Source organism: Lysinibacillus pakistanensis (assembly GCF_030123245.1).
Taxonomy (GTDB): domain Bacteria; phylum Bacillota; class Bacilli; order Bacillales_A; family Planococcaceae; genus Lysinibacillus; species Lysinibacillus pakistanensis.
In genome coordinates this window covers 3055727-3080694 of sequence record NZ_CP126101.1, presented here as the reverse complement: position 1 = coordinate 3080694, position 24968 = coordinate 3055727, and the positions used below count along the sequence as shown (strand labels likewise).

The window sequence follows — 24968 nt, the reverse complement described above, 5'->3', positions numbered from 1 at the left end:
TAAGGATGAATATGACGTTTAGATGGTACGGTCGTGGCAATGATACAGTGAAATTAGAAGATGTAAAACAAATTCCAAATGTAAAAGGAATTGTTTGGGCATTACATCATCTACCAGCTGGGGAAGTATGGACAAAAGAGGCCATTCAAGATGAAGTTGACTATATACATTCTTTTGGATTCCATACAGATGTCGTAGAAAGTGTCAATGTCCATGAGGATATTAAACTAGGATTGCCAACACGTGATCAATATATTGAAAACTATAAACAATCTATTCGCAACCTAGGCGAGGTTGGTGTCAAGGTCATTTGCTATAACTTCATGCCTGTATTTGATTGGACACGTACAGACCTATTCCATCCATTAGAAGATGGCTCAACGGCTCTCTATTTTGATAAGGAAAAGGTAATGAATTTAGATCCACAAGAACTAGTGAATGAAGTAAGGGCTTCTTCGGATTTAACCCTTCCAGGATGGGAACCAGAACGATTAGCCCGACTTTCAGAATTATTCGAGCAGTACAAGGAAGTAGATGAAGCCAAACTTTGGGACAACTTAGCTTATTTCTTACAAGCCATTTTACCAGTTGCAGAAGAAGCAGGTATTCAAATGGCAATTCATCCAGATGATCCACCGTATTCCATCTTTGGCTTACCGCGCATTATTACGGGAGCAGAAAGCTATGAAAAATTAATTAAAATCTCTGATTCAGTGGCAAATGGTTTTACGTTCTGCTCAGGTTCAATGGGAGCAGATTCACAAAATGATATGGTTGCAATTGCTGAAAAATATGCATATCGTGCTCCATTTGCCCATATTCGCAATGTGAAAATTATGGAAAATGGTAGTTTCTTTGAAACATCGCATTTTACATCTGATGGTTCAATTGATATTAAAAATATTGTTCGCACATTAAATGATCAAAACTATGAAGGCTATGTACGTCCAGATCATGGTCGTCATATTTGGGGAGAACAATGTCGTCCAGGCTATGGTTTATATGATCGAGCACTTGGCATTATGTATTTAAATGGTCTTTGGGATGCTTATGAAAATCTAAAGAAATAGGTGACATGTATGAAAGCACTACAAGTAATCAAACCTTTTGAAATGGCTTTAATTGATGTAGCGGAACCAGTGGTAACAAAGCCAACAGATGTCCTCGTTCAAACCGAATATGTTGGTATTTGCGGATCAGATATGCATATTTATCATGGCTCGAATCCATTAGCGACATTGCCTCGCGTGCCTGGGCATGAAGTTGTTGGACGTGTGTTAGAGGTTGGTCAGGAGGTGCAAGGATTAAAAGCTGGTGACAAAGTTGTTGTCGAACCGATTCGTTATTGTGGAGAGTGCTATGCTTGCCGTAAAGGACAACCAAATGTCTGCGAACAGCTTTCTGTTTTTGGTGTTCATGAAGATGGAGGTATGCGAGAGCGTTTTGTTGTGGCTGAAAAGCAATTGCATAAAGTAGCAGACCACACTCCTTTAGAAGAGGCAGTTTTAATCGAACCTTATACAATTGGCGCCCAAGCAGTATATCGTGGTGAATTACAAGCTGGTGAGACGCTATTGATTCAAGGGGCAGGGCCGATTGGCATTTGCATTTTAAAGATGGCTAAATTAATGGATGCACGCGTGATAATTTCTGATTTGGATCCAGCTAAGCTCTCTTACGCAAAAGAACTTGGTGCGGATGAAGTTGTAAATGTAAATGAACAAAATTTATTAGAGGCTGTTAATCAATGGACAGATGGAGTAGGCGTCAATGTATCTATTGATGCGGTATGTATTCCGCTAACTTTTAAGAATTCTATTGATGCTGTTTCAGTTGCTGGAAGAGTGGTAGTCCTTAGCTTTGGAGAGGAAGCTATTGAACTTGCTCCTCTACCAATTACGAAAAAGGAATTGTCAATAAAAGGGTCGCGTTTGCAAACATTCCAATTTGAAAACGTAGTGAAGCTTGTCAATGCTGGAAAGCTACAGCAACAAGGTTTAATTTCACATACTTTTTCATTACATGAAGCAAAAGAAGCCTTTGAATTTATAGAAAAAAACCCAAATGAAGTACGTAAAGTCATTTTAAAAGTAGGTGAGTAAGGTGCATGAGGTATTACAAAATAAAGTAGCCGTTGTAACAGGTGGTAGTGGTGTTCTTTGTTCTGAGATGGCAAAGGAATTGGCCAAGCAAGGAATGCGAGTAGCTATTTTAAATCGTACAGCACAAAAAGGAGAAGCAGTCGTCCAATCGATTAAAGAAAATGGTGGGGAAGCGATTAATTTTTCTGTGGATGTTTTAAATAAAGAGTCATTAATAGCAGCGAGACAAGCAATTTTACAGCAATATGGTCAGATTGATGTGCTTATTAATGGAGCGGGCGGCAATCATTCAGATGCCATTACTGCTGATGAAGTATATAAAGAAGAATCAACTACACCAAATTTCTTTGAATTAACGCCAAACGGTTTTGAAAGCGTATTCTCGAATAATTTTACAGGAACATTTTTAGCTGCCCAAGTTTTTGGCGAAGCATTGCTGAAAACGAAGGGGACGATTATTAATATTTCATCCATGAGTTCCTATGCCCCTATGACAAAAGTGCCTGCATATAGCGCGGCAAAGGCAGCGATTAATAACTTCACACAATGGATGGCTGTGCATTTTGCAGAAGCAGGTTTACGTGTTAATGCCATTGCACCTGGATTTTTTATTACCGAACAAAACCGTAATCTTTTGCTGGCAGACGATGGCTCACTAACAGCACGTTCAGAAAAAATCATTACAGCTACACCACAAAAGCGTTTTGGAAAACCACAAGATTTATTAGGGACATTATTATTTTTAGCTGATGATACATACTCAGCATTTGTCACTGGCGTAACGATTCCTGTTGATGGTGGATTTATGGCTTACTCCGGCGTTTAACAAAGGGGACCAATTCAAATATTAGGGGTGAATGATATGAAACAACAAGGTATTTTTGGAGATGGCAAAACGATTGTTATTGTCATGCTATTTTTAGCAGGTGTCATTAACTATTTAGACCGTTCAGCATTATCGATTGCAGCACCATTTATTCAAGAAGATATTCATCTAACGTCGACACAATTAGGGATTATCTTTAGTAGTTTCTCTGTTGGGTATGCCATTTTCAACTTCTTAGGCGGAATGGCTTCCGATAAATTTGGTGCCAAGTTAACGCTATTTGTAGCGATGATTGTATGGTCTTTATTCAGTGGAGCAATGGTATTAGTCGTTGGGTTCGCTTCATTGATTATTGTTCGTATTGTCTTTGGTATGGCGGAAGGGCCATTGTCATCAACCATAAATAAAATGGTGAATAACTGGTTCCCTGCAGATAAACGTGCCTCTGTAGTAGGGCTAGCCAATAGTGGTACGCCACTTGGTGGTGCGATTGCAGGTCCAATTGTTGGTTATATTGCATTAGCATATGGCTGGAAATATTCGTTTATTGCGATTATGATTCTTGGATTTATTTGGGCAATTGTATGGTTTAAAGTAGTAAAAGAAAAGCCAAACAAAGAAGAAAATGTAGAACCAATGGCAAACCTAGAAATTGCAGCAGAAGATATCAATCATAGTCGAGGGCTGTCTTACTACTTAAAACAACCGACAGTATTATTTACAGCTTTTTCATTCTTTGCCTATAACTATATCCTATTCTTTTTCTTAACTTGGTTCCCAAGCTATTTAGTAGAGGCTCGTGGCATGGCTGTTAAAGATATGAGTATCGTAACCGTTATTCCATGGATTTTAGGATTCTTAGGTTTAGCATTGAGTGGGATTGTATCGGATTTCATCTATAAACGCTTTATGCGTAAGGGTGTTTTATTCTCTCGTAAAGTCGTTCTAGTTACATGCTTATTCTTAGCAGCCGTATCTATTGGCTGTGCAGGTATTGTAACAACAACAGTTAGTGCTGTCGCGCTTGTTGCTACCTCTGTTTTCTTCTTATATTTAACAGGTGCTATTTATTGGGCAATCATCAATGACGTGGTGGAATCAAAATATGTTGGATCTGTTGGTGGTTTTATGCATTTCCTTGCAAACACAGCAGGTATTATTGGACCAACGTTAACAGGCTTCCTAGTAGATAAAACAGGAACGTTTTCTGCGGCTTTCCTACTTGCAGGTGGCTTAGCGATCATCGCATCATTAGCAGTTATTAAATTTGTTACACCAATTGTTCATAAAGAAATAGCTTAGAAATAGAAAGGATGGATTCAAATGAACAATCAAACAGTTATTAAAATTCATCCGATGGACAATGTTGCCATAGCCTTGAGTGATCTTCCTCAAGGCTTTTTATTTCCATTGGATGGAATAGAAATAACGTTACAGCAACAAGTACAACGTGGGCATAAAATTGCCATCACACCTCTTTCTAAAGATACACATATCACAAAATATGGCTTTCCAATTGGTCATGCGACAGAAGAAATCCTAGCAGGTAGTTGGGTTCACTCACATAATATGAAAACCAATTTAACAGGAGAATTAAGCTATGAATTTAAACCAAAAACACATCCCTTAGCCGAGCCTCGTCATGCACAGCGCACGTTTAAGGGCTATCTTAGAACAGATGGTCAGGTTGGTGTGCGGAATGAAATCTGGATTATTAATACAGTGGGATGTATTAATAAAGTAGCTGAAAATTTGGTGAAGTTAGGCAATCAATTATTAAAGGCTGACAATTTTGATGGTGTACAGCATTTCGCTCATCCATATGGTTGTTCACAACTCGGTGATGATTTAACGTATACACAAAAAATATTAGCTAATTTAATTCACCACCCAAATGCAGGGGCAGTCATTGTATTAGGGCTAGGGTGTGAGAACAATTATATTGAGCTATTTAAGAAAACAATCGGCCATTATGATAAAGATCGTGTAGCCTTTTTAAATGTTCAAGAATCAGCAGATGAAATGGAAGAGGGTCAACAACTGCTTGAAAAAGCCTTTGACTATGTGACGACATTTGAAAGACAAGCGTACCCTATTTCAGAACTGAAAATTGGTTTGAAATGTGGCGGTAGTGATGGTTTCTCTGGCATTACAGCTAATCCGATGATTGGCGTATTTTCTGACCAATTAATCTCAGCAGGTGGTGCAACGGTGTTAACGGAAGTTCCAGAAATGTTTGGGGCTGAACAGATTTTATTGGAACGTGCAAAAGATGTCTCTGTTTTTGAGGAGATTGTGCATTTAGTAAATGATTTTAAACAGTATTTTATTAAATATAATCAACCTGTCTATGAAAATCCTTCTCCAGGAAACAAAGCGGGTGGAATTACAACATTGGAAGAAAAGTCACTTGGCTGTATTCAAAAGGGGGGATTCCAAGAGATAAAAGAAGTGCTTGATTACGGTGACCGTATGTCAACAAAGGGGCTACATTTATTAAACGGCCCAGGTAATGATCTTGTATCAACAACCGCACTTGCCTCAACAGGTTGCCAAATCGTCCTTTTCTCAACAGGTAGGGGCACACCGTTTGGAGGACCGACACCAACAGTTAAAATTTCAACAAATACGCCACTTTATGAGCGCAAAAGAAATTGGATTGATTTTAATGCAGGTCAATTAGTGGATGGAAAACCGATGGATGTTTTAGTTGATGAATTTATGGATTATATTTTAGCGTTAGCGTCAGGTGAAGTACAAACAAATAATGAGAAATATGGATTCAAAGAAATCGCTATTTTTAAAGATGGCGTGACGATGTAGGAGAGAATTGATATGAAGCATCCTATTAAAATTATGCAAATAGGTGATGGAAATTTTATAAGAGGCTTTTTTAACCTGGCAGTTGAAAAACTACAAGTCCCTTGCAGTATCGTTTCAGTCGCAGCAACAGCAAGAGGAAAAACGGTCAAACAGCTAGAAAAACAACAGTTGCAATTCACTGTGATGGAACGAGGGTTAAAAAATGGTGAGGTTATAGAAGAAGAAACTACTGTTAAGGTTATTCAAGATACCATTCATCCATATGAGAACTGGCATTCATTTTTACAATATGCGCAGTCAGAAACACTTGAGATGATTGTGTCTAATACAACAGAGGCAGGAATTTATTATGAAAATATCCCTTATCCTACTACCTGCCCAACAAGCTATGCAGCAAAGTTAACAGTCTTTCTAAAACAATATTACAATCATTTTCAAGGTGAAAAACAATTGGCAATTGTGCCTCTGGAATTAATAGAACAGAATGGCTCTACACTACAAAAGATTTGTCTACAGCATGCCAAAGACTGGAACATGCCTATAGAATTTAATGAATGGCTCGCTACTTTAACTTTTTGTAATACACTAGTAGACCGTATTGTAACGGGATATCCACAAGAGTATCAGGGAAAGGATGACTTATATACAGTTTGTGAACCCTATTTCTTATTTGTGATTGATCAGAAAGAGCCTTTTAAACATTGGCCAACAAGCCTTGATTTGCCTTTTGTTTTTGATGATTTATACATGTATCAGAAACGTAAAGTCGCCATTTTAAATGGTAGTCATATTTTGCTTTCAGTATTTGGTAAAATTTTACATTACACAACCGTAAGAGAGACATTTTCTAACGTAGGCGTTCGTGCCTTTATTGAAAAAGTAACAAACGATTTTACACACCGATTCCAAGTGAATGAACGCTATCAGCAAGATGTCTTTGAACGTTTTTTAAATCCATTTATTGAGCATCAGCTTTATGATATTCAATTAAACGAATTATCAAAGTGGCAAACACGTATTGCTCCATTTGCTGAAACAGAAATATACTATCAAGCTTTAGCATTAGGGATATATGCAATGAATCCAACACGCTTTTCCATGCGTGAATCCGATCAGGTTATCGAAAAATTGATTGATATCCATAACCATTTTGAACAGGGGCAGACAAAGCCAATGCAACAATTTATCGAACAGCATTTCCAATGTGATGCAACCGAGGTTATTCAACAATTATCCACAATTCATAGTTTATTGGAGGAAATAGTATGCGACAATTGATCATTAATGAACCGTTTCATATGGTGGAACGTGAGGTAGACAAGCCAAGTATTGTAAGAAGTCATGATGTTCTATTAAAAATCACACATATTGGCGTGTGTGGAACAGATACACATGCTTTTGCAGGTGAACAGCCATTCTTTAGTTATCCACGTGTGTTAGGCCATGAACTAGCTGCTATCGTCGAAGAAGTCGGTGAAGCGGTTAAGGACATTCAAGTAGGGCATCGTGCAACAGTTATTCCATACATCCATTGTGGAGAGTGTGTTGCATGTCGCCGAGGCCAAACGAACTGCTGTAAATCCTTGAAAGTATTAGGTGTACATATGGATGGAGGTATGGGCGAATATATCGTAGTCGATGACAGTATTGTGATTACAGATAATACAGTGTCAGGCGATCAATTAGCCATTGTTGAGCCATTAGCTATTGGTGCTCATGCTGTTCGTCGATCAGAATTAACAGAGAATGATACAGTACTTGTCATCGGTGCAGGGCCAATTGGGTTAGGAGCGGCTCGTTTTGCTAAATTACGTGGCGCAAAAACAGTGTTAATGGACTTGAACGAAGAACGTTTAAAAGAAGGACAGGCATGGACGGAAGCGGATGGCGTAATTGTTGGTAGTTATGAAGTAATGGCGCAGTTACATGAAAAATTTAATGGCGAACTTCCTACAGTTGTCTTTGATGTAACAGGTAATCAACAATCAATGGAATCTTCATTCCAGTACGTAGAAAATAGCGGCACATTAGTGTTTATAGGCTTAATGAAGAAGACCATTACATTTAATGATCCTGAATTTCATTCCAAGGAATTAACGCTGAAAAGTAGTCGTAATGCTACTTTGGAAGATTTTGAGACAGTCATAAACTATATGCAATCAGGCGCTATAAAACAAGGCTATGTAACAAAAAAAATTGCTTTCGATGATGCGATTTCCTACTTTGAGGCAAAACAGTACAATACGAATAAAGCCCAAATCTATTTTAAATAATGGGGGGATATTCAATGAATTTCCGTACCAGCTTTAAAATTAGTCGTTTAAAAATTTACAACGAAATGCAGAAACAGGGCATTTATTTACCGAAACTAATATAACTATTTGAATAGTTATATTAACCAACAAAATATGCTATGCTATTTAATACCAAGGAATAGGTAGGAGATTGATTTTAGTGAAAAAAACAACAATTGCCGATGTTGCGCAATATGCAAATGTTTCGAATAGTACCGTCTCGCAATATTTGAATAAGCGATATGAATATATGAGTGTAGAGACTCGTAAGAAAATTGAAGAAGCTATTGAAGCATTGCAATATCGTCCAAATTTAATGGCACGTAGCTTAAAACAGAAATCTACCTTTACAATAGGTATTATAGTAGCGAATATTATCCATGACTTTTCAACAAAAATTATAAATGCACTGGAAGCAGAGTTTGATAAAGAAGGCTTCCATATGATTGTATGTAATTCGGCGGATAATCCTAAAAAAGAAAAAAAGCATATCGAAACTTTACTAGAAAAACAGGTGGATGGCTTGATTGTTTTTCCAACAGGAGAAAACAAAAATCTGTATGTAAGGCTCCACCAACAAGCGATTCCAATCGTTTTTATCGACCGTTTTATAGAGGGAGTGGATATTCCAGCTGTATTGCTTGATAATTTTTCTGCAATGAATACGGCAGTGGAAACGTTTCGAAAGCACCCGTTAGCCATTATCACAACATCTTTAGCCTTACCAATTACTCCTCGTGTAGAACGTTTAGAAGGATTTCGCCAAGCACTTCGAAATAAAAATATGTTAGTGGATGAGCGATACATTAAAAATGGTGAACCAGTAGAGATGGAAGAAATATTCGATCAATTATTTGCATTGGAACAACCACCAAAAGGGATAATTGCTGCAAATGATCGTATTTTTCAAGAATTAATGATTTATATAAAAAAGCGAAACTTACGTGTACCGAATGATTTACAAGTGATAGCTATTGATGATGTGCCCTATGCAAATTTTTTATCTCCTTCGATTACCACATTAAAACAGCCTATCCTACCGATGGCTCAAAAATCTGCTTCACTACTCTTTGCAAAAATCAAAAAAGAACAGATAGCTGATGAACAAAAACTCTATCGCTTTAAGCCGATAGTCATTCATCGAGATTCAACTAACTAAAACAGCAACCCAAAGCTATGAACTTAGCTAAGGGTTGTTGTTTTAAGTAATACTGATAATTCCCTTTGTTCCTTTTTCTTGTTGAAATTCACGACTTAGCACATTGGCTACTAGTGCTTCATAACTATGATTTTTCTGCGGGTAAAAAAGGTGACTGTATAGTTCGAGACAGGATTTAGCTGTTTCATCATGCGACTAAGTTGTCCTATAGGGTTAGTCTTAATAAGCTTTATTATTTTTATAATCTACCTAATTTTACTTATTTAGAGGCTAAAAAATAATAATGAAGGAAACGCCTGAAGTAATTGATTTGTCTAAAGAAAATGAAATAAAGGGACAATTAGGAATGTATTATAAATACTCAAAAGAAAATATGTATATATTCAACTCGAAAGATGGTAAATATTCAAAGAGAAAAAATCTTAATGAATGATCTTTTTTTACACATTTATATCCGGATAAAACGCTAATTATATATTTAGAGGAACCTCCTATTATTTGTTTACCATACCAGGTATTGAATTAATTTGAGCCTTTTAAAAGTGTAGGAAGAATAATTTTTAATTCGTAGGTCATACTAAAACGGATTTCACTTATGAAATCTATAATGATGAGGAGGATGGAAAATGAGTAGGTTTGAACAATTAGACCCCAAATCTCAAAAAATCCACCGCAACTGGTCAAGGATTAAGCATTCTAAATCTCAAGTAAATGGTGAAACGGAGATTACTCTCCACAACCGTATCTTGAGAAGTGAAGCAAAGGCCCGACAGTTTTAATCATGCTAGAAAAGTAAGTGTCATCAAGCCCAGAATTTATTCTGGGTTTTTTTATTGTGTAAGCTAAAATAGACCCAATTATTTTTTTATCTTCAATTATTTTGTAATTAATCCGATATAAAATCTATCGAAATTAAAAGGGAGAGGGGATTATAATGAAAATAACGTCATATACAAATACAGTAAATTTTCTTCAAACCATCTATACTCCGTCTAAGGGAGATGGAAATCCTCAAGCTTTAAAAAAAGATCAGGATGTTGTCACAATTGGAAAGGAAGCACGTAGTTTATTCGATTCTCACATTCAATTGCAAGAGGCACCAGAGGAGATAGCTCAAAAGATAGCCTCTATGTTTAAGGATGGAGGGAAATTAAACTATGTAGAAAGTGAGGAGCAGCTTGCTATTCGTGCGGAACAGCAGGCTCGATTGGATGAGGAAATTGAACATAATGTTCTTGCCATCATCATCCCGCATATTCAAACAAACGAGAAACTTGTCAATAGCTTAAAAGGTGCAAGTCAGCAAGCACTCGATGCTACATATTCAACAATATCTCAAAATCTCTTAGTGCATAATGTTGGCAATATGACGGAAGAACAGCGTCAAGCCATGATTTCACTTGGTTTAGAAAAAGCGCAATTTATTGCAGATAACTACTTAGAGGGAAAACAGGCAAAATATTTTATGGAGGCTATGACAACAATTGCAAAATTTGCAGTCAATGGCGTGAAAAATGACAATGGTACTGTTTCATATGCCATTGAAAAGGGTCCATTAGTACATGCACCGGATGATTATATTCATATAGATGATTTAGTAAAGGATGCCTACCCTGAAAAATGGCAGAGCTTTAAAGATAAAATAGTAGCTGCTACTGAAAAACAGGATAAAGATGCGCTTGTGGAAGCATTCAGGGAATATAATCAATTGGTTAAATCGATTTATACAAATCAACCACATCTCGTGCAAGAAAAAATAAAAGATTATGGTAAGTGGCAAGAAAACATTAAAAATACAGAGGTTTCAAAGCAATTTAGTCAATTAGATAAAACCTCCCTTTCCAATTTTATGGAGGATATCAAAACAACAAATGCTTGGTTATCCAATGAGTTTTTGGCAAAGGATTTAAAAAATTTCCAAAGATATCTGACTAGAAATCATTAAAATCATTTAGTCTCCTTGATGTCGATATCATATAAGGAGACTATTTGTGTTGCCATTTTTGAAGGGAGAGATACTAAATGACAGAACAAATCAAAATTAGAGCTGCCACTGAAGAGGATGCTGAAAATATACTGTCAATACAGAGTGAAGTTTTAGCAGAAGAAGATTATTTAATCACTACGCTAGAGGAATTTCAGCAAACGATTGGTGAGCAAAAAAAAAATGGATAGAAGCAAAATTAGCAAATGAACGAGAATTAATCTTAATCGCACAATATCAAGAAAAAATAGTTGGTTGGCTTGTGTTTCAATCACCAAATCGAAAACGATTAGCTCATACAGGCTCCTTTGGCATGATGATATTAAAAAAATATCGTGGTCTGGGCATTGGGAAATGCTTGCTTGAGCAGCTACTAAAGTGGGCTGAGTGCAATCCGTATATTGAAAAGATTAGTCTTGGCGTATTTTCAACAAATGAAAGTGCCATTGCTCTCTATAAAAAGATGGGATTTGTAGAGGAAGGAAGAAAAATCAATGAAATTAAGTTAAATGATAAGCAATATATTGATGATGTTTTAATGTATAAGATGGTTTGATTTCATTAATTGGCTAATCAAATTCTAGGTAGAAACTTTTATAAAAAAACTATGCGCTTAGAGTATTAATTTCAACGTCTTTTTTGTTTCTATTAATACCCACCTGGAATCATTAAATAATTATTACCATTTACAATAACTCTGCCTTCTGGTTGAATAATATTTCTTCATTAGATAAAGTTAAATGTTTCCTTTTATTATGATAGTGTATAAGGTTAATTAAAAAGGAGAGAAAGTAATGAATATTCCAATTCCAACATATTTACAGCCATTTGCAGAAAACGTACAACATCTAAACGAGGTTGAATCACAATTACAGCTTAGTTCTTGCACTGGCAATCAACAATTTGAAATTTGGTATTATGGTGATATGTTATCGCTTGAGGGAGAGGTAATGCCTTTCATTACAGGCACAACCGCTAAAATCATCGCAAAGGACCCATTAACAGCAGAGGAAATTTTACTGTTTGATGGGACCATGCATGGCTATAATGCATTGTTTTGTGATGAGTATACAGAAGAGCAACGTGTTAATCGTTCGCTTCAAAAATATAACATGCCCGCAACAGAGATTGTATTATCATTTTTTTATAATATTGATTTCGATGAAGAAGAGGATGACTATGAGATAGATGACCAAGGTTATGTACAACTGATTAGCGGAGAAACAGCAGACTGGGACACAATAAAAAGAAATGGCTATGATGCACTTGCTTTTTATTTCAAGAAAGAAGATGGGACGCTGTTAGCATTTGCGCAGGAAGAATTAGCATAGCCTACAATTTAAAAACGAGTTGACACTTCATCATAGCAATCTCCTTACTCGACCGATTTAACTTCTTTCAGCAAATGTTTTTTGTATCGAAAGCGTAGCGGCATACGGAAGTCTCCCATCTCTATAGATGGTGAGATGAATGCGAATTTAAGCTACTTTTTTCTTACATATGAGTAGTTGATATGGTTACTCAACGCTTAGCCGGTTATCCAACACCATTCAGGGCGATATGTATTTGGAATGTCAACTTGTAACAAACGGCTTATATTATGGCGACTCAAATCCCTCGCACACAGGAAGCGATTGATTGGCGATTATTGCTTCAATTGGTCTCGGTGGGGAATAGCGGTAAATTGTATTTTGGATTCTTGAGAAACATTGTAAAAATAAACATTGAGAAGTCATAGGCTATTTTACAATGCTTTTAAGTAAGATAATAGAAAGGGAATGTTAATAATATGAAAATATTTAATTTTACACAAAATTTTGCCAATCCAATTATAAATTATGATTCAGTAGACGCTTTCTATAAGAGGATAATGAGAACGATAGAACCAACGAGTATTGGCTTTATGTATATAGAGCAGGGTGGTATCGTTGGAATGCATGAGGCTCCTGTTCCCCAGTTATTTATAGTCATTCAAGGTGATGGATGGATTTGTGGAGCAGATAAGGAGAAGATATTTTTAAAGGCTGGAGAGGGTGTGTTTTGGCAAACAGGACAAGCACATGAATCTGGAAGTGACACAGGATTAACAGCACTTATCCTCGAATCTACGCAAATTAATCTTGCCTAGTCACAAACTGTAACGGAGTAAATTTTAGCTCCGTTACAGTTTTAAACTAAGTTTAACATATATGCCCATCGAAAAGATTTTCACACTCTGCTATTTTCACAAAGCCTCTTGCTTGATAAAAGCTCATACCTCTTATATTTTACCTCTCTACACAAACGATAAGTAACTTGATTTCAGAAAACATTTGGATACCTTGCTGTGTAGCGCTGAGCCAATACCTTTGCCCGTGTTTCAGGAAGAATTAGATTGCCAAAAGCTCAGCTTCATCATTTTTTATATTTGAAAAATTGGAAATCTACTATTAATTCCTCTAGTATAGCAACTTAAAAAGGACTGCTCTCTAGACGTTCTTTTAAGCGCCCAGCACTATAAGCAACCTGTAAAAAACATTCTGGATGTCATAGGGGATGATGCTTTCGTATGTTTATGCCAGCTTCTCTTGGCAACTTCTTGCACGAATAAGATGTCATTCTCTTGCATCTGTCGTATAATTAATGTCAACACTTTCTACTGCAGATTCCAATTTTTCTATTTATTGTAACATTAAATATATGAAAGGAGATGACTTCATGCAAGTAGTGGAAAAAGCATTTGGCTATATTACGAGAGAGCATGAGGGGCAGTTACAGGTGCTAGTTTTTGAGCAAAATACAGAAGGAGCAGGCATACAAATTCCTAAAGGCACAGTAGAGGAAGGGGAAACACCGCTAGAAGCTGTAACCCGAGAGATGTTTGAGGAGACAGGCTTATCGCGTTTAACAGTTAAGGGGTTAATTGCTGAAGATTATTTTAATCATTATTCGGGTGCTTTACAAAAACGCTATTTTTATCATCTAACGACGAATGAAAAAAGAGATACATGGCAGCATCACCCTACAGGATTAAATGAAGCAGGTTTTATATTTTCCTTTTATTGGATAACGGATGAACAGGAAGTAACACTAGCACAAGGGCATGGAGATTATTTGTATCGAGTAATGGCTCGTGTTAATCATTAAGTATATTTCCGTTAGTGAATACTTTGGGGAAAGCTGAAAACTAGCGAGGGACTAGTTTACAAATTTTCAGCTTTATTAATAGCGCTTCTACTAATGTATAGAACATTCTATAGCCTATTTCAGCCTAAACTTAACATGAAAAAATTTTTGGTACAATAAGATAGGCCATATTGAATGAAGCTAAAACAACCACGTTTCTAGTTGTTAGAGACGCGATTGTTTTGGTTACTAATTTTTAAGCTTTCGTAGCAATTTCCAATGCTTGGGTGAAATCAGCGATTAGATCGTCAACATGCTCTAGTCCTACTGAGAAACGCAATAGTCCATCAGTAATACCACGTTTTGCACGTTCTTCAGGCTCCATTGCAGCATGACTCATTTTGGCTGGATAGGATAAAATCGATTCAACGCCACCAAGAGAGACAGCAAAAACAGGAATTTTCATCGCTTCTACAAGTGCTTTTGCGGCTTTGTAGCTTGGCAGACGGAATGATAGGACGGCACCTGCACTTGTGCACTGGCTACGATGAATATCATAGCCTAGATGAGATTCAAGCCCAGGGTAATACACCTGCTCGACAAGAGGGTTTGCAGCTAAAAACTCTGCAATCTTTTGTGCCGATTCCACTGAGCGACTAAAGCGTACATCAGTCGTCTTTATATTTTGCAATAGTGTAAAGGAATCCTGTACACCTAGAATATTTCCAAATGAATTTTGGATAAAGTAAAGGTCCTGTCCTAACTTTTCATCAGCTGTAACCGTCAATCCTGCAATAATATCCGAGTGTCCGGATAAAAACTTTGTTGCACTATGGATGACAACATCTACACCTAGCTCAAGTGGGCGTTGGTGTAATGGTGTCATAAATGTATTGTCTAAAAATGTTAAACAATTATGCTTCTTGGCTAAGGTAACTACCCCACGAATATCTGTAATGCCAAGCGTTGGATTAGATGGTGTTTCCATATAAAGCAATTTAGTTGTAGGTGTGATAGCTGCTTTAACAGCTTTTAAATCGGTAAAATCAACAAAAGTATGCGTTATACCAAAACGTGGTAATACTTTAGTGACGAAACGATATGTTCCCCCATAAACATCTTCTGTCATCACAATATGATCACCCTGTGATAAAAGCATCAATGCTGCGGACACAGCGGCAATCCCTGAGGAAAAGGCATGAGCACGAACTCCTCCTTCAAGTTCTGTAACTGCTTTTTCCAATGCATCTCTTGTAGGGTTGCCTGATCGAGCATAATCATATTCTCCAAATTCATCAATACTCTCCTGATGAAACGTCGATGATAAATACATAGGCACATTGACTGCACCTTTTTTATTAGCGTAGCCGTCACGAACACCTGCGTGTATTAGGCTTGTTTCAATACGTTGCTTCATGTCTATGCCTCTTTTCTAAGGATATCGAATACTTGTTTTAAATCGGCAATTAAATCCTCAGCCTCTTCAATTCCGACTGAGAAACGCAGTAAACGGTCACATACACCACGTTCAATACGTTCCTCATATGGCATATCTGCATGTGTTTGAGTAGCAGGATACGTAATAAAGCTTTCAACACCGCCAAGGCTCTCAGCAAACGTAATTAATTTTAAGTTACGAAGGAATGGGTCAATCCACCCAGCTTTCTGTAAACGGAAGGACAGCATGCCACCTTTTCCTGTGTATAATACGTCAGTTACAAGTTCTTCCTGCTCTAGATAAGCAGCGATTGCTTTAGCATTTGCATCGTGCTGCTTTAGACGAAGATGCATTGTTTTTAAGCCACGAATCAGTAACCAAGCATCCATTGCCCCTAATACCATTCCGCTGCCATTATGAAGAAAGGCAATACGTTCCGCTAGTTCTGCGCCTTTTGCGACAACTAAACCCGCTAAGACATCATTATGACCACCAATATACTTAGTAGCTGAATGAATAACAATATCTGCACCTAATTCGATTGGACGTTGGAAATATGGCGTATAGAATGTGTTATCAACAATTAACCATACACCATGCTTGTGGGCTAATTCCGCGTAAGTTTGCAAATCAAATTCCTGCATAAGTGGGTTTGTCGGAGTTTCAATGAAAAGGGCACGCGTTTTGTCATTGATTAAAGCCTCAACCTGTTCAACCGATTCAAATTTTGAGTAAACAGGTTTAATATTATATGTCTCTTCGAAGAAATTAAAAAGTCGATATGTACCTCCATATAAATCATCAGGCACCACCAATTCATCCCCAGGCTTAAATAATGATAGAATTAGCTGAATGGCTGCCATACCTGAACTACAGGCAAAACCCATGTCCCCACCCTCTAAATCAGCGATTCCTTCTTCTAATAAGCTACGGGTTGGATTTTTTGTACGTGTATAGTCAAAACCAGTGGATTCACCAATCCCAGTATGCTTGTACGCTGTTGATAGATGGATTGGCGGGCTGACAGCACCAGTTCTTGGATCACTTAAATTGCCAAGCTGTACAAGTTTTGTTTCAATACTTCTGTTGATTGTCATATTGTCACTCTTTTCTGCATCATAGTCATGGAAAGAGTCAAATTTTCTCTTGATCCATATTCTCAATAATTGTTATCAATTTAACATGTATGATAAAGAAGAACAAGATGATTTCAGAAAATTAGCTAGATTATTTAAGGTAAATCACCTAGGAATAGTAGGAGATGGAGAAAAGGGAATATCCAAGAGGAATAGATAAAATGGAAATGCAAAAATATTTGTCTTTAAGGAAAAGTGACTGAGATTTTAGATATGAGTAGTATAATATGCAAAAATTGATATAAATGAGGGCACATTGGATTTTCAAATTAGGATTGTTTACTCTAGCGTTGAGGGAGGAATTATTAGCAAATCAATCAAGGTATCTAACCCATAAAGCTTCCTTTAATTGTTGTTTTAAAAGTAAAAGAATCTGCCTGCTTCCTAATAGGAAAATGCGACAGATTCTTTTATCATCATTCAGCAGAAGGTCAAAGGAATGAATTGTACGGGCACAATTCAAAATCCGGACACAATTACGCTAAGGCGAAATTGATAAATATTAGGCTTGTTCTTTTTTTAATAAATCTCGAATTTCCTTTAGCAGCTCTTCCTTCGCATCTAGTTCAGGTGCTGGTTCTTCTACAACTGCCTCTTCTTTTTTACGAGAAAACTTGGTCATAATTCTTAATGCCATAAAAATTGCAAAAGCAATTATTAAAAAGTCAATAATCGACTGTAAAAATTCACCCAATTTAACTGTGGCATCCCCAGAGCCATAGACAAAGCTTTCTGTTAAATCGATACCACCAGTTAAAATACCGACTAATGGCATAATAATATTTGCAACTAAGGAGGTAACAATTTTACCGAAAGCACCACCAATCACCACTGCTACTGCTAGATCGACAATATTGCCCTTCATAGCAAACTCTTTAAAGTCTTTCCACAAAACAAATTCCTCCAATATTTATCCATATAAATGAATCAAAATATATTTTACTATATTTTTCCCGTTCTTTTCAACTGTTATAATAGTGGAAATTATATACTGAAAAAACGACTACAAAAAACGACAAATTTGGTAATATAGAAAGAGAAAATTTAATTAGGTGTGAATTATGACGAAAAATATGAAGAAAAAACCATTATCATCATCCGTTCAAATGGGAGTGATAGCACTATTAATACCAATAGCCATAACAGTTTATGTCCTTGCTTTTTTTGCCTGGAGGGAGCTTCAAACACTACCGATATTTGAGAAAATCGCTCAACAACGGGCAATAGAAGATATTCAACAAAATTTTGATATGAAAATTCCTGAACAATTTATTCCTATTTATGTAGCAGCAGAGGAGAAATATGGTGTGCCATGGACTTTACTAGCAGCCCATCATCGAATAGAAACTCGCTTTTCCTCCATGAAATCTCTTGTTTCCCCAGCAGGTGCTGAAGGTCCGATGCAATTTATGCCATGTACATTTGTGGGCTGGAAACATCCTTCCTGTTCAGGTTTAGGGAAAGGAAATATTTCAAAAACAGAGCTAATGAGTCCAGAAGCCATAAAAAAATACGGTGGATATGGTGTGGATGCCAATGGAGATGGAATTGCAGATCCATATGATATTGAGGATGCTATTTATAGTGCGGCAAATTATTTATCAAAAAACGGGGCAGCAAATGGCGATGTTAAACAGGCCGTTTTTCAGTACAATCATAGTGATGAATACGTTGAAAAGGTGTTACATTATTTCAATTTATATAATGATTATCATGATGAGTTGAAACAAGCAGTGCTGTTAAATGACAAAAAGTAAAGAGCCACCAAAATTGATGGCTCTTTCCTACATATTTAGGTTGCTTTACGCATACTCTTTAAAATAATGCTTACAATGAAGATAAGCACAATCGCACCAATTAATGCTGGGAATACGTAAAAATCACTAACTCTCCAACCCCAGTTGCCCAGAACCATGCTACCAACCCAAGAACCGACAATCCCTGCAACGATATTTCCAATGATGCCGCCAGGTACATCTTTTCCTAAAATGACGCCAGCTAACCAACCTAAAATACCGCCGATGATTAAATACCAAATGAAGCTAATCATTTTCTCTTCATCTCCTTAAAATTAAGATATAATGGCGATTACTTAGTTATACCCTGAATAGAGCATATTAAACGCACCTAGCTTCTATGGTTTTTATTACAAATCCATGAAATGGCTTTATTGAACTATTTTTGCACCTAGCGTATGTTCAAAATGACGTAATGCCCATTCATGGCCTGCAGCATCAAAACTTGCAACACCATGTGCATAAATAACTGTAGGAATACCCAAATTATAAGCATCGACAGCTGTATGTAATACGCAAATATCCGTACATACACCAACTAAATGAATTTCTTCAATGCCACGTTCCTTCAATAATATGAATAAATTGGTTCCCGCAAATGCACTATAACGTGTTTTATCAAGCCATAATACCTTATCTTTGTAAAGATTATACATTTCACCTACTCGCCCATATAAATGGCGCCCCTTTGTGCCACGAATATTATGTGGAGGAAATAGCTTTGTTTCAGGATGAAAGCTATCATTTTCTTCATGTAAATCATTGGCAAAAACAATGAATTCTTGATCAGCAATAAATTGTTCAATTAAGGATGCTATTTTTTCATCCAATACTTGACCGGGTTCACCACATGTTAGTTTTCCATCAGAGGCTACAAAATCATACGTATAATCGATAACTAATAACGCTTTTTTCAATTTTTCCACTCTCCCTATAGGTATAATTTCACTTTAATCATGCCATATTTGGGCCTGGTTGTCAGAAAAATGATTATATTTTAATATTAAGAATAGTTTGAAAATTGTTTTTCGTGTGAGTATAATATGAAAAAAGGAGAGTGTTCTATATGAATATGACAGCTATGAAGCGTTTAAATCGACAAGGGTTACTTATTGCAGGTTTACATCTGCTAGTGATGCTAAATATAGCAGCAGATTTCATTTTTGTCTCGTAAGCTAATAAAAATAATATAGAAAGGTGAGTTTAATGCTTGTCGAAAACTAAAGCAACCGTGATGGCTATTTTGATGATATGTCCACGGTTGTTTTTTGTTGTCTTGAACTATTATATGAAATACTTTTGAAATCGTGATATGAAAAGGAATTTTTTAGTCAATTGTCAAATACATAGTACATGTAAAGGAGTGATTGGGTGACAACAAGATTTAACCACGCTTTTCAAGAAATAGAGCGGCCTTTTGCTTGGATAGATTTTGATGCTTTAGATAAAAATATTGCAACGGTTCGCAATGATTGCAGAGAAAAAAACATCCGAATTGCTACAAAATCAATTCGTTCTGTAGAGATACTACGTTATTTATCCGACAACCTTCCAAATGCTGTTGGATATATGACGTTTACGGCTGCTGAGACTCTTTTCTTATTGCAGCAGCATTTTGACGATGTATTGCTTGGCTATCCAGTTATGGAAGAAGAGTCAGTACGACAGTTATTACACTTCGTAAAAGAAGGAAAAACCGTCACTTTTATGGTGGATAAGGAGGAGCATGTGACGTTTTTGGCTAGGCTAGCACAAGAGCTTGGCGTTCGTGTACAGGTTTGTATAGATATTAATGTGTCCAATGATTTTAAATTACTTTATTTCGGTACAAAACGTTCTTCCCTTTATTCATTAGAGACCTTAACACCATTCTTGAAATTTTTAGCACAACAACCGCATATTGAGGTCGTAGGAGCTATGGGCTATGAGGCACAAATTGCTGGAGTGGGCAATCGACCTGTAAATGCTATAAAGGGACGAATTATAGACATTATGCAGCAACAAGCTAAAAAACAGGTTACTCAGTTCCGGCGATTAGCCATTGCTCATATAAAGGCGTATTTTCCTAAAGTACACTTTATCAATGGTGGTGGTTCAGGAAGTATGGCGTATACTGCACAGCAGAGAGAAGTAACGGAAATAACAGTGGGCTCTGCATTTTATGCCCCAGGATTGTTTGATCAGTTTACACATTTATACCTTGAAAAGGCAGCTGGATTTGCTTTAAGAGTAACGAGGAAGCCAGAAAAAAATATTGTTGTTTGCCACGGAGGAGGCTATACTGCCTCTGGTGCAATCGGTGCTGATCGTTTACCGGTATTCTATGAGCCTACCTTTTTTTCATATCTTAGTTTAGAAGGTGCAGGAGAAGTTCAATCACCAATTAAGGTAAAGCATAAAAATATTAATGTAGGTGACACATTGTACTTTCGACATGCAAAAGCAGGAGAGCTTTGTGAAAGATTTCAAAAACTGCACGCTATTCGAGGGGACAAGTATATAGGGTCTTATAATACTTATAGGGGGGATGGGCAATGTTTTCTATAGAGAAATGGAAAAATGGTGAGAAATGGACAAATTGGGCTGGCAATGTAATCTCTTATCCAGGTGAGATGTATTTACCCCAATCGATTGAGGATGTAGTCCAAATAGTGAAGCAAGCGCGTGAATCGGGAAAAACAATTCGTGTCACAGGTGCCGCTCACTCTTTTAGTGCTGTAGCAATGCCTGAGCATATCGCACTTTCTTTACATAATATGCGTGGGCTTATAGCTGTAAATGAGGAAAAGCAAGAGGCAACACTTTGGGCTGGAACCTATTTATATGAGATTGGACCTTCGCTTGCAAAACATGGCTTTGCTCTAAGTAATATGGGGGATATTCAAGAACAATCCATTGCGGGAGCCGTGTCAACAGGTACACATGGAACAGGAGTAACACTAGGCTCGCTATCTTCAACAGTCACAAAATGGGGATTTGTTGACGGTACTGGGACATATCGAGAGCATACTAGAGGCTTGGATGATTTATCTGAATCTTTACATGTATCACTCGGTATGCTTGGTGTGCTTGTGAAGGTGACAATCAAAGTAATACCTCTTTACGGCCTACATTATATAGGTACAAGGGATACGCTGACAAACGGATTGTCTATTTTTGCCGAGGATATTCGACAGCATCGTCATGTGGAATGGTTTTATTTTCCCGGTAGTGAGACCATTCAAGTTAAACGTATGAATGCGGTAGACCCTGTTTATCAGAGTGATTGGAGCAGGAGAATTGAAATAATGAAACTTCAAATAGTAGAAAATGGTGCATTTTTAGCAATGTCTGAGCTTTGTAAATGGAAGCCTTCATTAAGTGGAGCGATGAGTAAAATAGCTGCAGCAAATGTTGTAGAGGGGGAGAAAACAGGCATTAGTTATGAAATTTACCCATCCCCTAGAAGCGTAAAGTTCCAAGAAAGTGAATATGCAATTCCCTTAATGTATTTTGAAGCATGTATGGAGGAGATTCATGCAACCTTCAAAAAGGGGCTTTTTAATGTTCATTTTCCATTGGAATGTAGAACTACAGCTGGTGAAGCAGGTTTTTTAAGTCCTACTCAGGGGCATGAATCAGCCTTTATTGCCTTTCATATGTATAAAGGAATGCCTGAGGAACCTTATTTTGAATGGATTCATACGATGATGAAGAAATATAAGGGACGTCCACATTGGGGAAAACAAAACCATTTAACAGCTGGGTATGTGTATGAACTATATCCAGATATTGAAAAGTTTTTAGCAATTCGTCGTCAGTATGATCCAGATAATGTTTTTTTTACTGGTTATTTAAGAAAATTATTCACATTGTAAGCGCTATCCTATTCTGTAGACTTCTACCCATCTTCCAAGGTAATAGAAAGTCAACATAAAGATATTTATGAAAAATTAAAATTTGAACGAAATGTCAAAAAATTTATCAAAACGAGATAAAAGTGATGCTTAATCAGCATGAAAACGATTTCAAATTAAACAAATAATTTAAATTGTTTAAACAATTCAAAAAATACTGTTGACGAGACCTTTTTTTCGTACTATGATAACAACAATTTAACACGTTCGTTATAGCAGTTAGTTGTCTTTCAGGCAGTTAACATATAGACGAAAACAAAATAGACAGAACATTTCGTATATAGCAACGAACATAGCAATAAATGAGGGGCGTTTAAAATGAGAAGTGACATGATTAAAGTAGGCGTAGATCGTGCGCCACATCGAAGTCTTTTATATGCTACAGGCAAAGTAAAAGCAAAAGATCTAGGCAAGCCATTTATTGGGGTTTGTAATTCTTACATCGACATTATACCAGGTCACGTTCATTTACGTACATTTGCTGATGTTGTCAAAGAAGCCATTATTGAAGCAGGAGGAATTCCATTTGAGTTTAATACAATCGGTGTAGATGATGGCATTGCGATGGGGCATATTGGTATGCGTTACTCCTTACCAAGCCGCGAAATTATCGCAGACTCTGCAGAAACAGTTATTAATGCACACTGGTTTGATGGTGTATTCTACATTCCAAACTGTGACAAAATTACACCAGGAATGCTAATGGCAGCAGTTCGTACTAATGTACCATCAATTTTCGTTTCTGGTGGTCCAATGGAGGCCGGTACTTCTGCAACAGGTAAGCAACTATCATTAACTTCTGTATTTGAAGGGGTAGGGGCACATAAATCAGGGAAAATGTCAGCTGAAGAGCTATTAGATATTGAAAATAACGCATGTCCAACTTGTGGATCATGCTCAGGAATGTTTACAGCAAACTCTATGAACTGTTTAATGGAAATGTTAGGTGTAGCTTTACCAGGAAATGGTACAATTGTTGCTACATCTGAAGAACGCCATCAGCTTATAAAAGAGGCTGCTAAACAACTAGTCCGTATGATTAAAGAGGATATTAAGCCTCGTGACATTATTACAAAAGAGGCAATTGATGATGCATTTGCACTGGATATGGCAATGGGTGGGTCAACAAACACAGTTCTTCATACGCTAGCGATCGCTAATGAGGCTGAAATTGACTATAACATTGAAGATATCAATCAAGTGGCAGAACGTGTTCCATATCTAGCAAAAATTATGCCAGCTTCAGATATTTCAATGGATGATATTAATAAAGCTGGTGGCGTTAGTGCCATTATTAATGAATTAGCATCTATTCCGGGTGCTATTCATCCAGACCGCCAAACAGTTGCTGGTGTGACAATGGGTGAACTTGTAAAAGACTATCACATCACAAATAATCAAGTTATCCGTACGAAAGACAATCCGTATAGCCCAGTCGGTGGCTTATCAGTTTTATTTGGTAATATCGCACCAGAAGGCTCTGTAATAAAAGTAGGAGCTGTTGACCCTTCTATTCAGGTATTCAGAGGCGAGGCAATCGTCTTTGATTCACAAGAAGCGGCACAAGAAAATATTGATAATGGAATAGTGAAAGAGGGCCATGTAGTCGTCATTCGCTACGAAGGACCTAAAGGTGGCCCAGGGATGCCTGAAATGCTCGCACCAACGTCTGCTATTCAAGGCCGTGGTCTCGGCACAAAGGTTGCATTAATTACAGATGGACGTTTCTCAGGTGCATCTCGTGGTATTTCAATTGGACATATTTCACCAGAAGCAGCAGAAGGTGGTCCAATCGCATTAGTTGAAAACGGTGATGTCATCACTATTGATCTACCAAATCGTACAATCAATTTAGAAGTTTCAGATGAAGTTTTAGCTGAACGTCGTGCAAAACTGCCAGTATTTGAACCGAAAATCAAACGTGGTTGGCTTGCAAGATATTCAAAATTAGTAACCAACGCTTCTACAGGTGGCGTGATGAAAATTTAACAATTTGATATGTTAAAACGTTGATGAGGTTAAAGGTTCTAGAGCCTTGTATCTACCAGAGAGCCGGGCGTGCTGGAAGCCGGCGATACAACTAGATCCGACATCCCCTCGGAGTGAGCTATTAAACGCAGTTGCCATTAGATAGCTCCGGGCATAATCGAAAGTGCTCGTTATTAATGAATAAATGTTTTATGACACCGTATTGGATGCGAATAAACTCGCATTGGTCCATAAATGCTTTCATTTATTCACGAGGTAGCAAGTTTTTGCTATAAAAAAGGGTGGTACCATGGAAAGTCTTTTTCATCCCTACGTAAGGTAGTTCTTTGCGTGTGGAGAAAAGGGCTTTTTATTATTTTTGACGACGTTTCAGAAGAGTCTCTTATTTTCTTAAGGAGACCTTCAGCCAGTTACACTTCA

24 protein-coding genes are annotated in these 24968 nt (G+C 37.1%); 19 read left to right on the top strand and 5 right to left on the bottom strand.

From position 1 onward, the window contains the following. Positions 1–5 precede the first annotated feature (5 nt). The 15 genes from uxuA to QNH24_RS15145 all read left to right on the top strand — a co-directional run bounded on the left by uxuA (position 6) and on the right by QNH24_RS15145 (position 14314). Entirely contained in the window at positions 6–1070 is a 1065-nt protein-coding gene (gene uxuA / locus QNH24_RS15210) for a mannonate dehydratase (RefSeq protein ID WP_283868417.1), read from the top strand. A 9-nt stretch (positions 1071–1079) separates the two neighbouring features. Further along, a complete protein-coding gene (locus QNH24_RS15205) occupies positions 1080–2102 on the top strand; it encodes a zinc-binding alcohol dehydrogenase family protein (RefSeq protein WP_054771856.1) in 1023 nt (340 codons plus the stop codon). Continuing rightward, positions 2095–2928: an SDR family oxidoreductase gene (locus QNH24_RS15200; protein WP_283868416.1), complete on the top strand. Its 834-nt coding sequence runs from the start codon at positions 2095–2097 to the stop codon at positions 2926–2928. The genes QNH24_RS15205 and QNH24_RS15200 overlap by 8 nt, the downstream gene beginning before the upstream one ends. Positions 2929–2964: 36 nt before the next feature. Next, entirely contained in the window at positions 2965–4230 is a 1266-nt protein-coding gene (locus QNH24_RS15195; protein ID WP_283868415.1) for an MFS transporter, read from the top strand. A 21-nt stretch (positions 4231–4251) separates the two neighbouring features. Beyond that, positions 4252–5751: a UxaA family hydrolase gene (locus tag QNH24_RS15190; RefSeq protein ID WP_283868414.1), complete on the top strand. Its 1500-nt coding sequence runs from the start codon at positions 4252–4254 to the stop codon at positions 5749–5751. Positions 5752–5763: 12 nt separating this feature from the next. Continuing rightward, entirely contained in the window at positions 5764–7029 is a 1266-nt protein-coding gene (locus QNH24_RS15185) for a mannitol dehydrogenase family protein (RefSeq protein WP_283868413.1), read from the top strand. After that, entirely contained in the window at positions 7017–8024 is a 1008-nt protein-coding gene (locus QNH24_RS15180) for a zinc-binding alcohol dehydrogenase family protein (protein ID WP_283868412.1), read from the top strand. The genes QNH24_RS15185 and QNH24_RS15180 overlap by 13 nt, the downstream gene beginning before the upstream one ends. 181 nt (positions 8025–8205) lie before the next feature. Then, the gene (locus tag QNH24_RS15175) at positions 8206–9204 is read left to right on the top strand and encodes a LacI family DNA-binding transcriptional regulator (protein WP_283868411.1); all 999 of its coding nucleotides are present in this window, start codon (positions 8206–8208) and stop codon (positions 9202–9204) included. Positions 9205–9830: 626 nt separating this feature from the next. Further along, positions 9831–9983, top strand: coding sequence for a YpzG family protein (locus QNH24_RS15170; protein ID WP_283868410.1), 153 nt, complete (start codon positions 9831–9833; stop codon positions 9981–9983). 155 nt (positions 9984–10138) lie between these two features. Then, positions 10139–11149 (top strand): hypothetical protein, encoded by a 1011-nt coding sequence (locus QNH24_RS15165; RefSeq protein ID WP_283868409.1) that lies wholly within the window; start codon positions 10139–10141, stop codon positions 11147–11149. A gap of 77 nt (positions 11150–11226) precedes the next feature. Further along, on the top strand, positions 11227–11379 hold the full coding sequence (locus QNH24_RS26195; protein ID WP_347342912.1) for a GNAT family N-acetyltransferase: 153 nt from the start codon (positions 11227–11229) through the stop codon (positions 11377–11379). Then, complete coding sequence (locus QNH24_RS15160; RefSeq protein ID WP_347342979.1) at positions 11376–11744, top strand: GNAT family N-acetyltransferase; 369 nt, start codon at positions 11376–11378, stop codon at positions 11742–11744. The genes QNH24_RS26195 and QNH24_RS15160 overlap by 4 nt, the downstream gene beginning before the upstream one ends. A 238-nt stretch (positions 11745–11982) precedes the next feature. Beyond that, the gene (locus tag QNH24_RS15155; RefSeq protein ID WP_283868408.1) at positions 11983–12519 is read left to right on the top strand and encodes a hypothetical protein; all 537 of its coding nucleotides are present in this window, start codon (positions 11983–11985) and stop codon (positions 12517–12519) included. 458 nt (positions 12520–12977) lie between these two features. Next, on the top strand, positions 12978–13316 hold the full coding sequence (locus QNH24_RS15150; RefSeq protein WP_283868407.1) for a cupin domain-containing protein: 339 nt from the start codon (positions 12978–12980) through the stop codon (positions 13314–13316). Between the two features lie 569 nt (positions 13317–13885). Continuing rightward, entirely contained in the window at positions 13886–14314 is a 429-nt protein-coding gene (locus QNH24_RS15145) for an NUDIX hydrolase (RefSeq protein WP_283868406.1), read from the top strand. Positions 14315–14549: 235 nt separating this feature from the next. On the opposite strand, the gene QNH24_RS15140 is transcribed toward QNH24_RS15145, so the two are convergent. The 3 genes from QNH24_RS15140 to mscL all read right to left on the bottom strand — a co-directional run bounded on the left by QNH24_RS15140 (position 14550) and on the right by mscL (position 17759). Next, complete coding sequence (locus QNH24_RS15140) at positions 14550–15710, bottom strand: aminotransferase class I/II-fold pyridoxal phosphate-dependent enzyme (protein WP_283868405.1); 1161 nt, start codon at positions 15708–15710, stop codon at positions 14550–14552. A gap of 2 nt (positions 15711–15712) precedes the next feature. Beyond that, a complete protein-coding gene (locus QNH24_RS15135) occupies positions 15713–16828 on the bottom strand; it encodes a methionine biosynthesis PLP-dependent protein (protein WP_283868404.1) in 1116 nt (371 codons plus the stop codon). A 541-nt stretch (positions 16829–17369) separates the two neighbouring features. Beyond that, entirely contained in the window at positions 17370–17759 is a 390-nt protein-coding gene (gene mscL / locus QNH24_RS15130) for a large conductance mechanosensitive channel protein MscL (RefSeq protein ID WP_283868403.1), read from the bottom strand. A gap of 169 nt (positions 17760–17928) precedes the next feature. Here mscL and QNH24_RS15125 point away from each other — a divergent pair, with 169 nt between their 5' ends. Further along, positions 17929–18624 (top strand): lytic transglycosylase domain-containing protein, encoded by a 696-nt coding sequence (locus tag QNH24_RS15125; RefSeq protein ID WP_283868402.1) that lies wholly within the window; start codon positions 17929–17931, stop codon positions 18622–18624. Positions 18625–18659: 35 nt separating this feature from the next. On the opposite strand, the gene QNH24_RS15120 is transcribed toward QNH24_RS15125, so the two are convergent. Together QNH24_RS15120 and QNH24_RS15115 are read right to left on the bottom strand one after the other, a co-directional pair. Beyond that, the gene (locus QNH24_RS15120) at positions 18660–18917 is read right to left on the bottom strand and encodes a GlsB/YeaQ/YmgE family stress response membrane protein (protein WP_054771849.1); all 258 of its coding nucleotides are present in this window, start codon (positions 18915–18917) and stop codon (positions 18660–18662) included. Positions 18918–19034: 117 nt separating this feature from the next. Next, positions 19035–19580, bottom strand: coding sequence for a cysteine hydrolase family protein (locus QNH24_RS15115; protein ID WP_283868401.1), 546 nt, complete (start codon positions 19578–19580; stop codon positions 19035–19037). 454 nt (positions 19581–20034) lie between these two features. Here QNH24_RS15115 and QNH24_RS15110 point away from each other — a divergent pair, with 454 nt between their 5' ends. The 3 genes from QNH24_RS15110 to ilvD all read left to right on the top strand — a co-directional run bounded on the left by QNH24_RS15110 (position 20035) and on the right by ilvD (position 24548). Then, the gene (locus tag QNH24_RS15110) at positions 20035–21210 is read left to right on the top strand and encodes an amino acid deaminase/aldolase (protein ID WP_283868400.1); all 1176 of its coding nucleotides are present in this window, start codon (positions 20035–20037) and stop codon (positions 21208–21210) included. Then, complete coding sequence (locus QNH24_RS15105; protein WP_283868398.1) at positions 21198–22520, top strand: D-arabinono-1,4-lactone oxidase; 1323 nt, start codon at positions 21198–21200, stop codon at positions 22518–22520. The genes QNH24_RS15110 and QNH24_RS15105 overlap by 13 nt, the downstream gene beginning before the upstream one ends. Positions 22521–22877: 357 nt before the next feature. After that, a complete protein-coding gene (gene ilvD, locus QNH24_RS15100; protein ID WP_283868397.1) occupies positions 22878–24548 on the top strand; it encodes a dihydroxy-acid dehydratase in 1671 nt (556 codons plus the stop codon). The last annotated feature ends 420 nt before the right edge of the window (positions 24549–24968 follow it).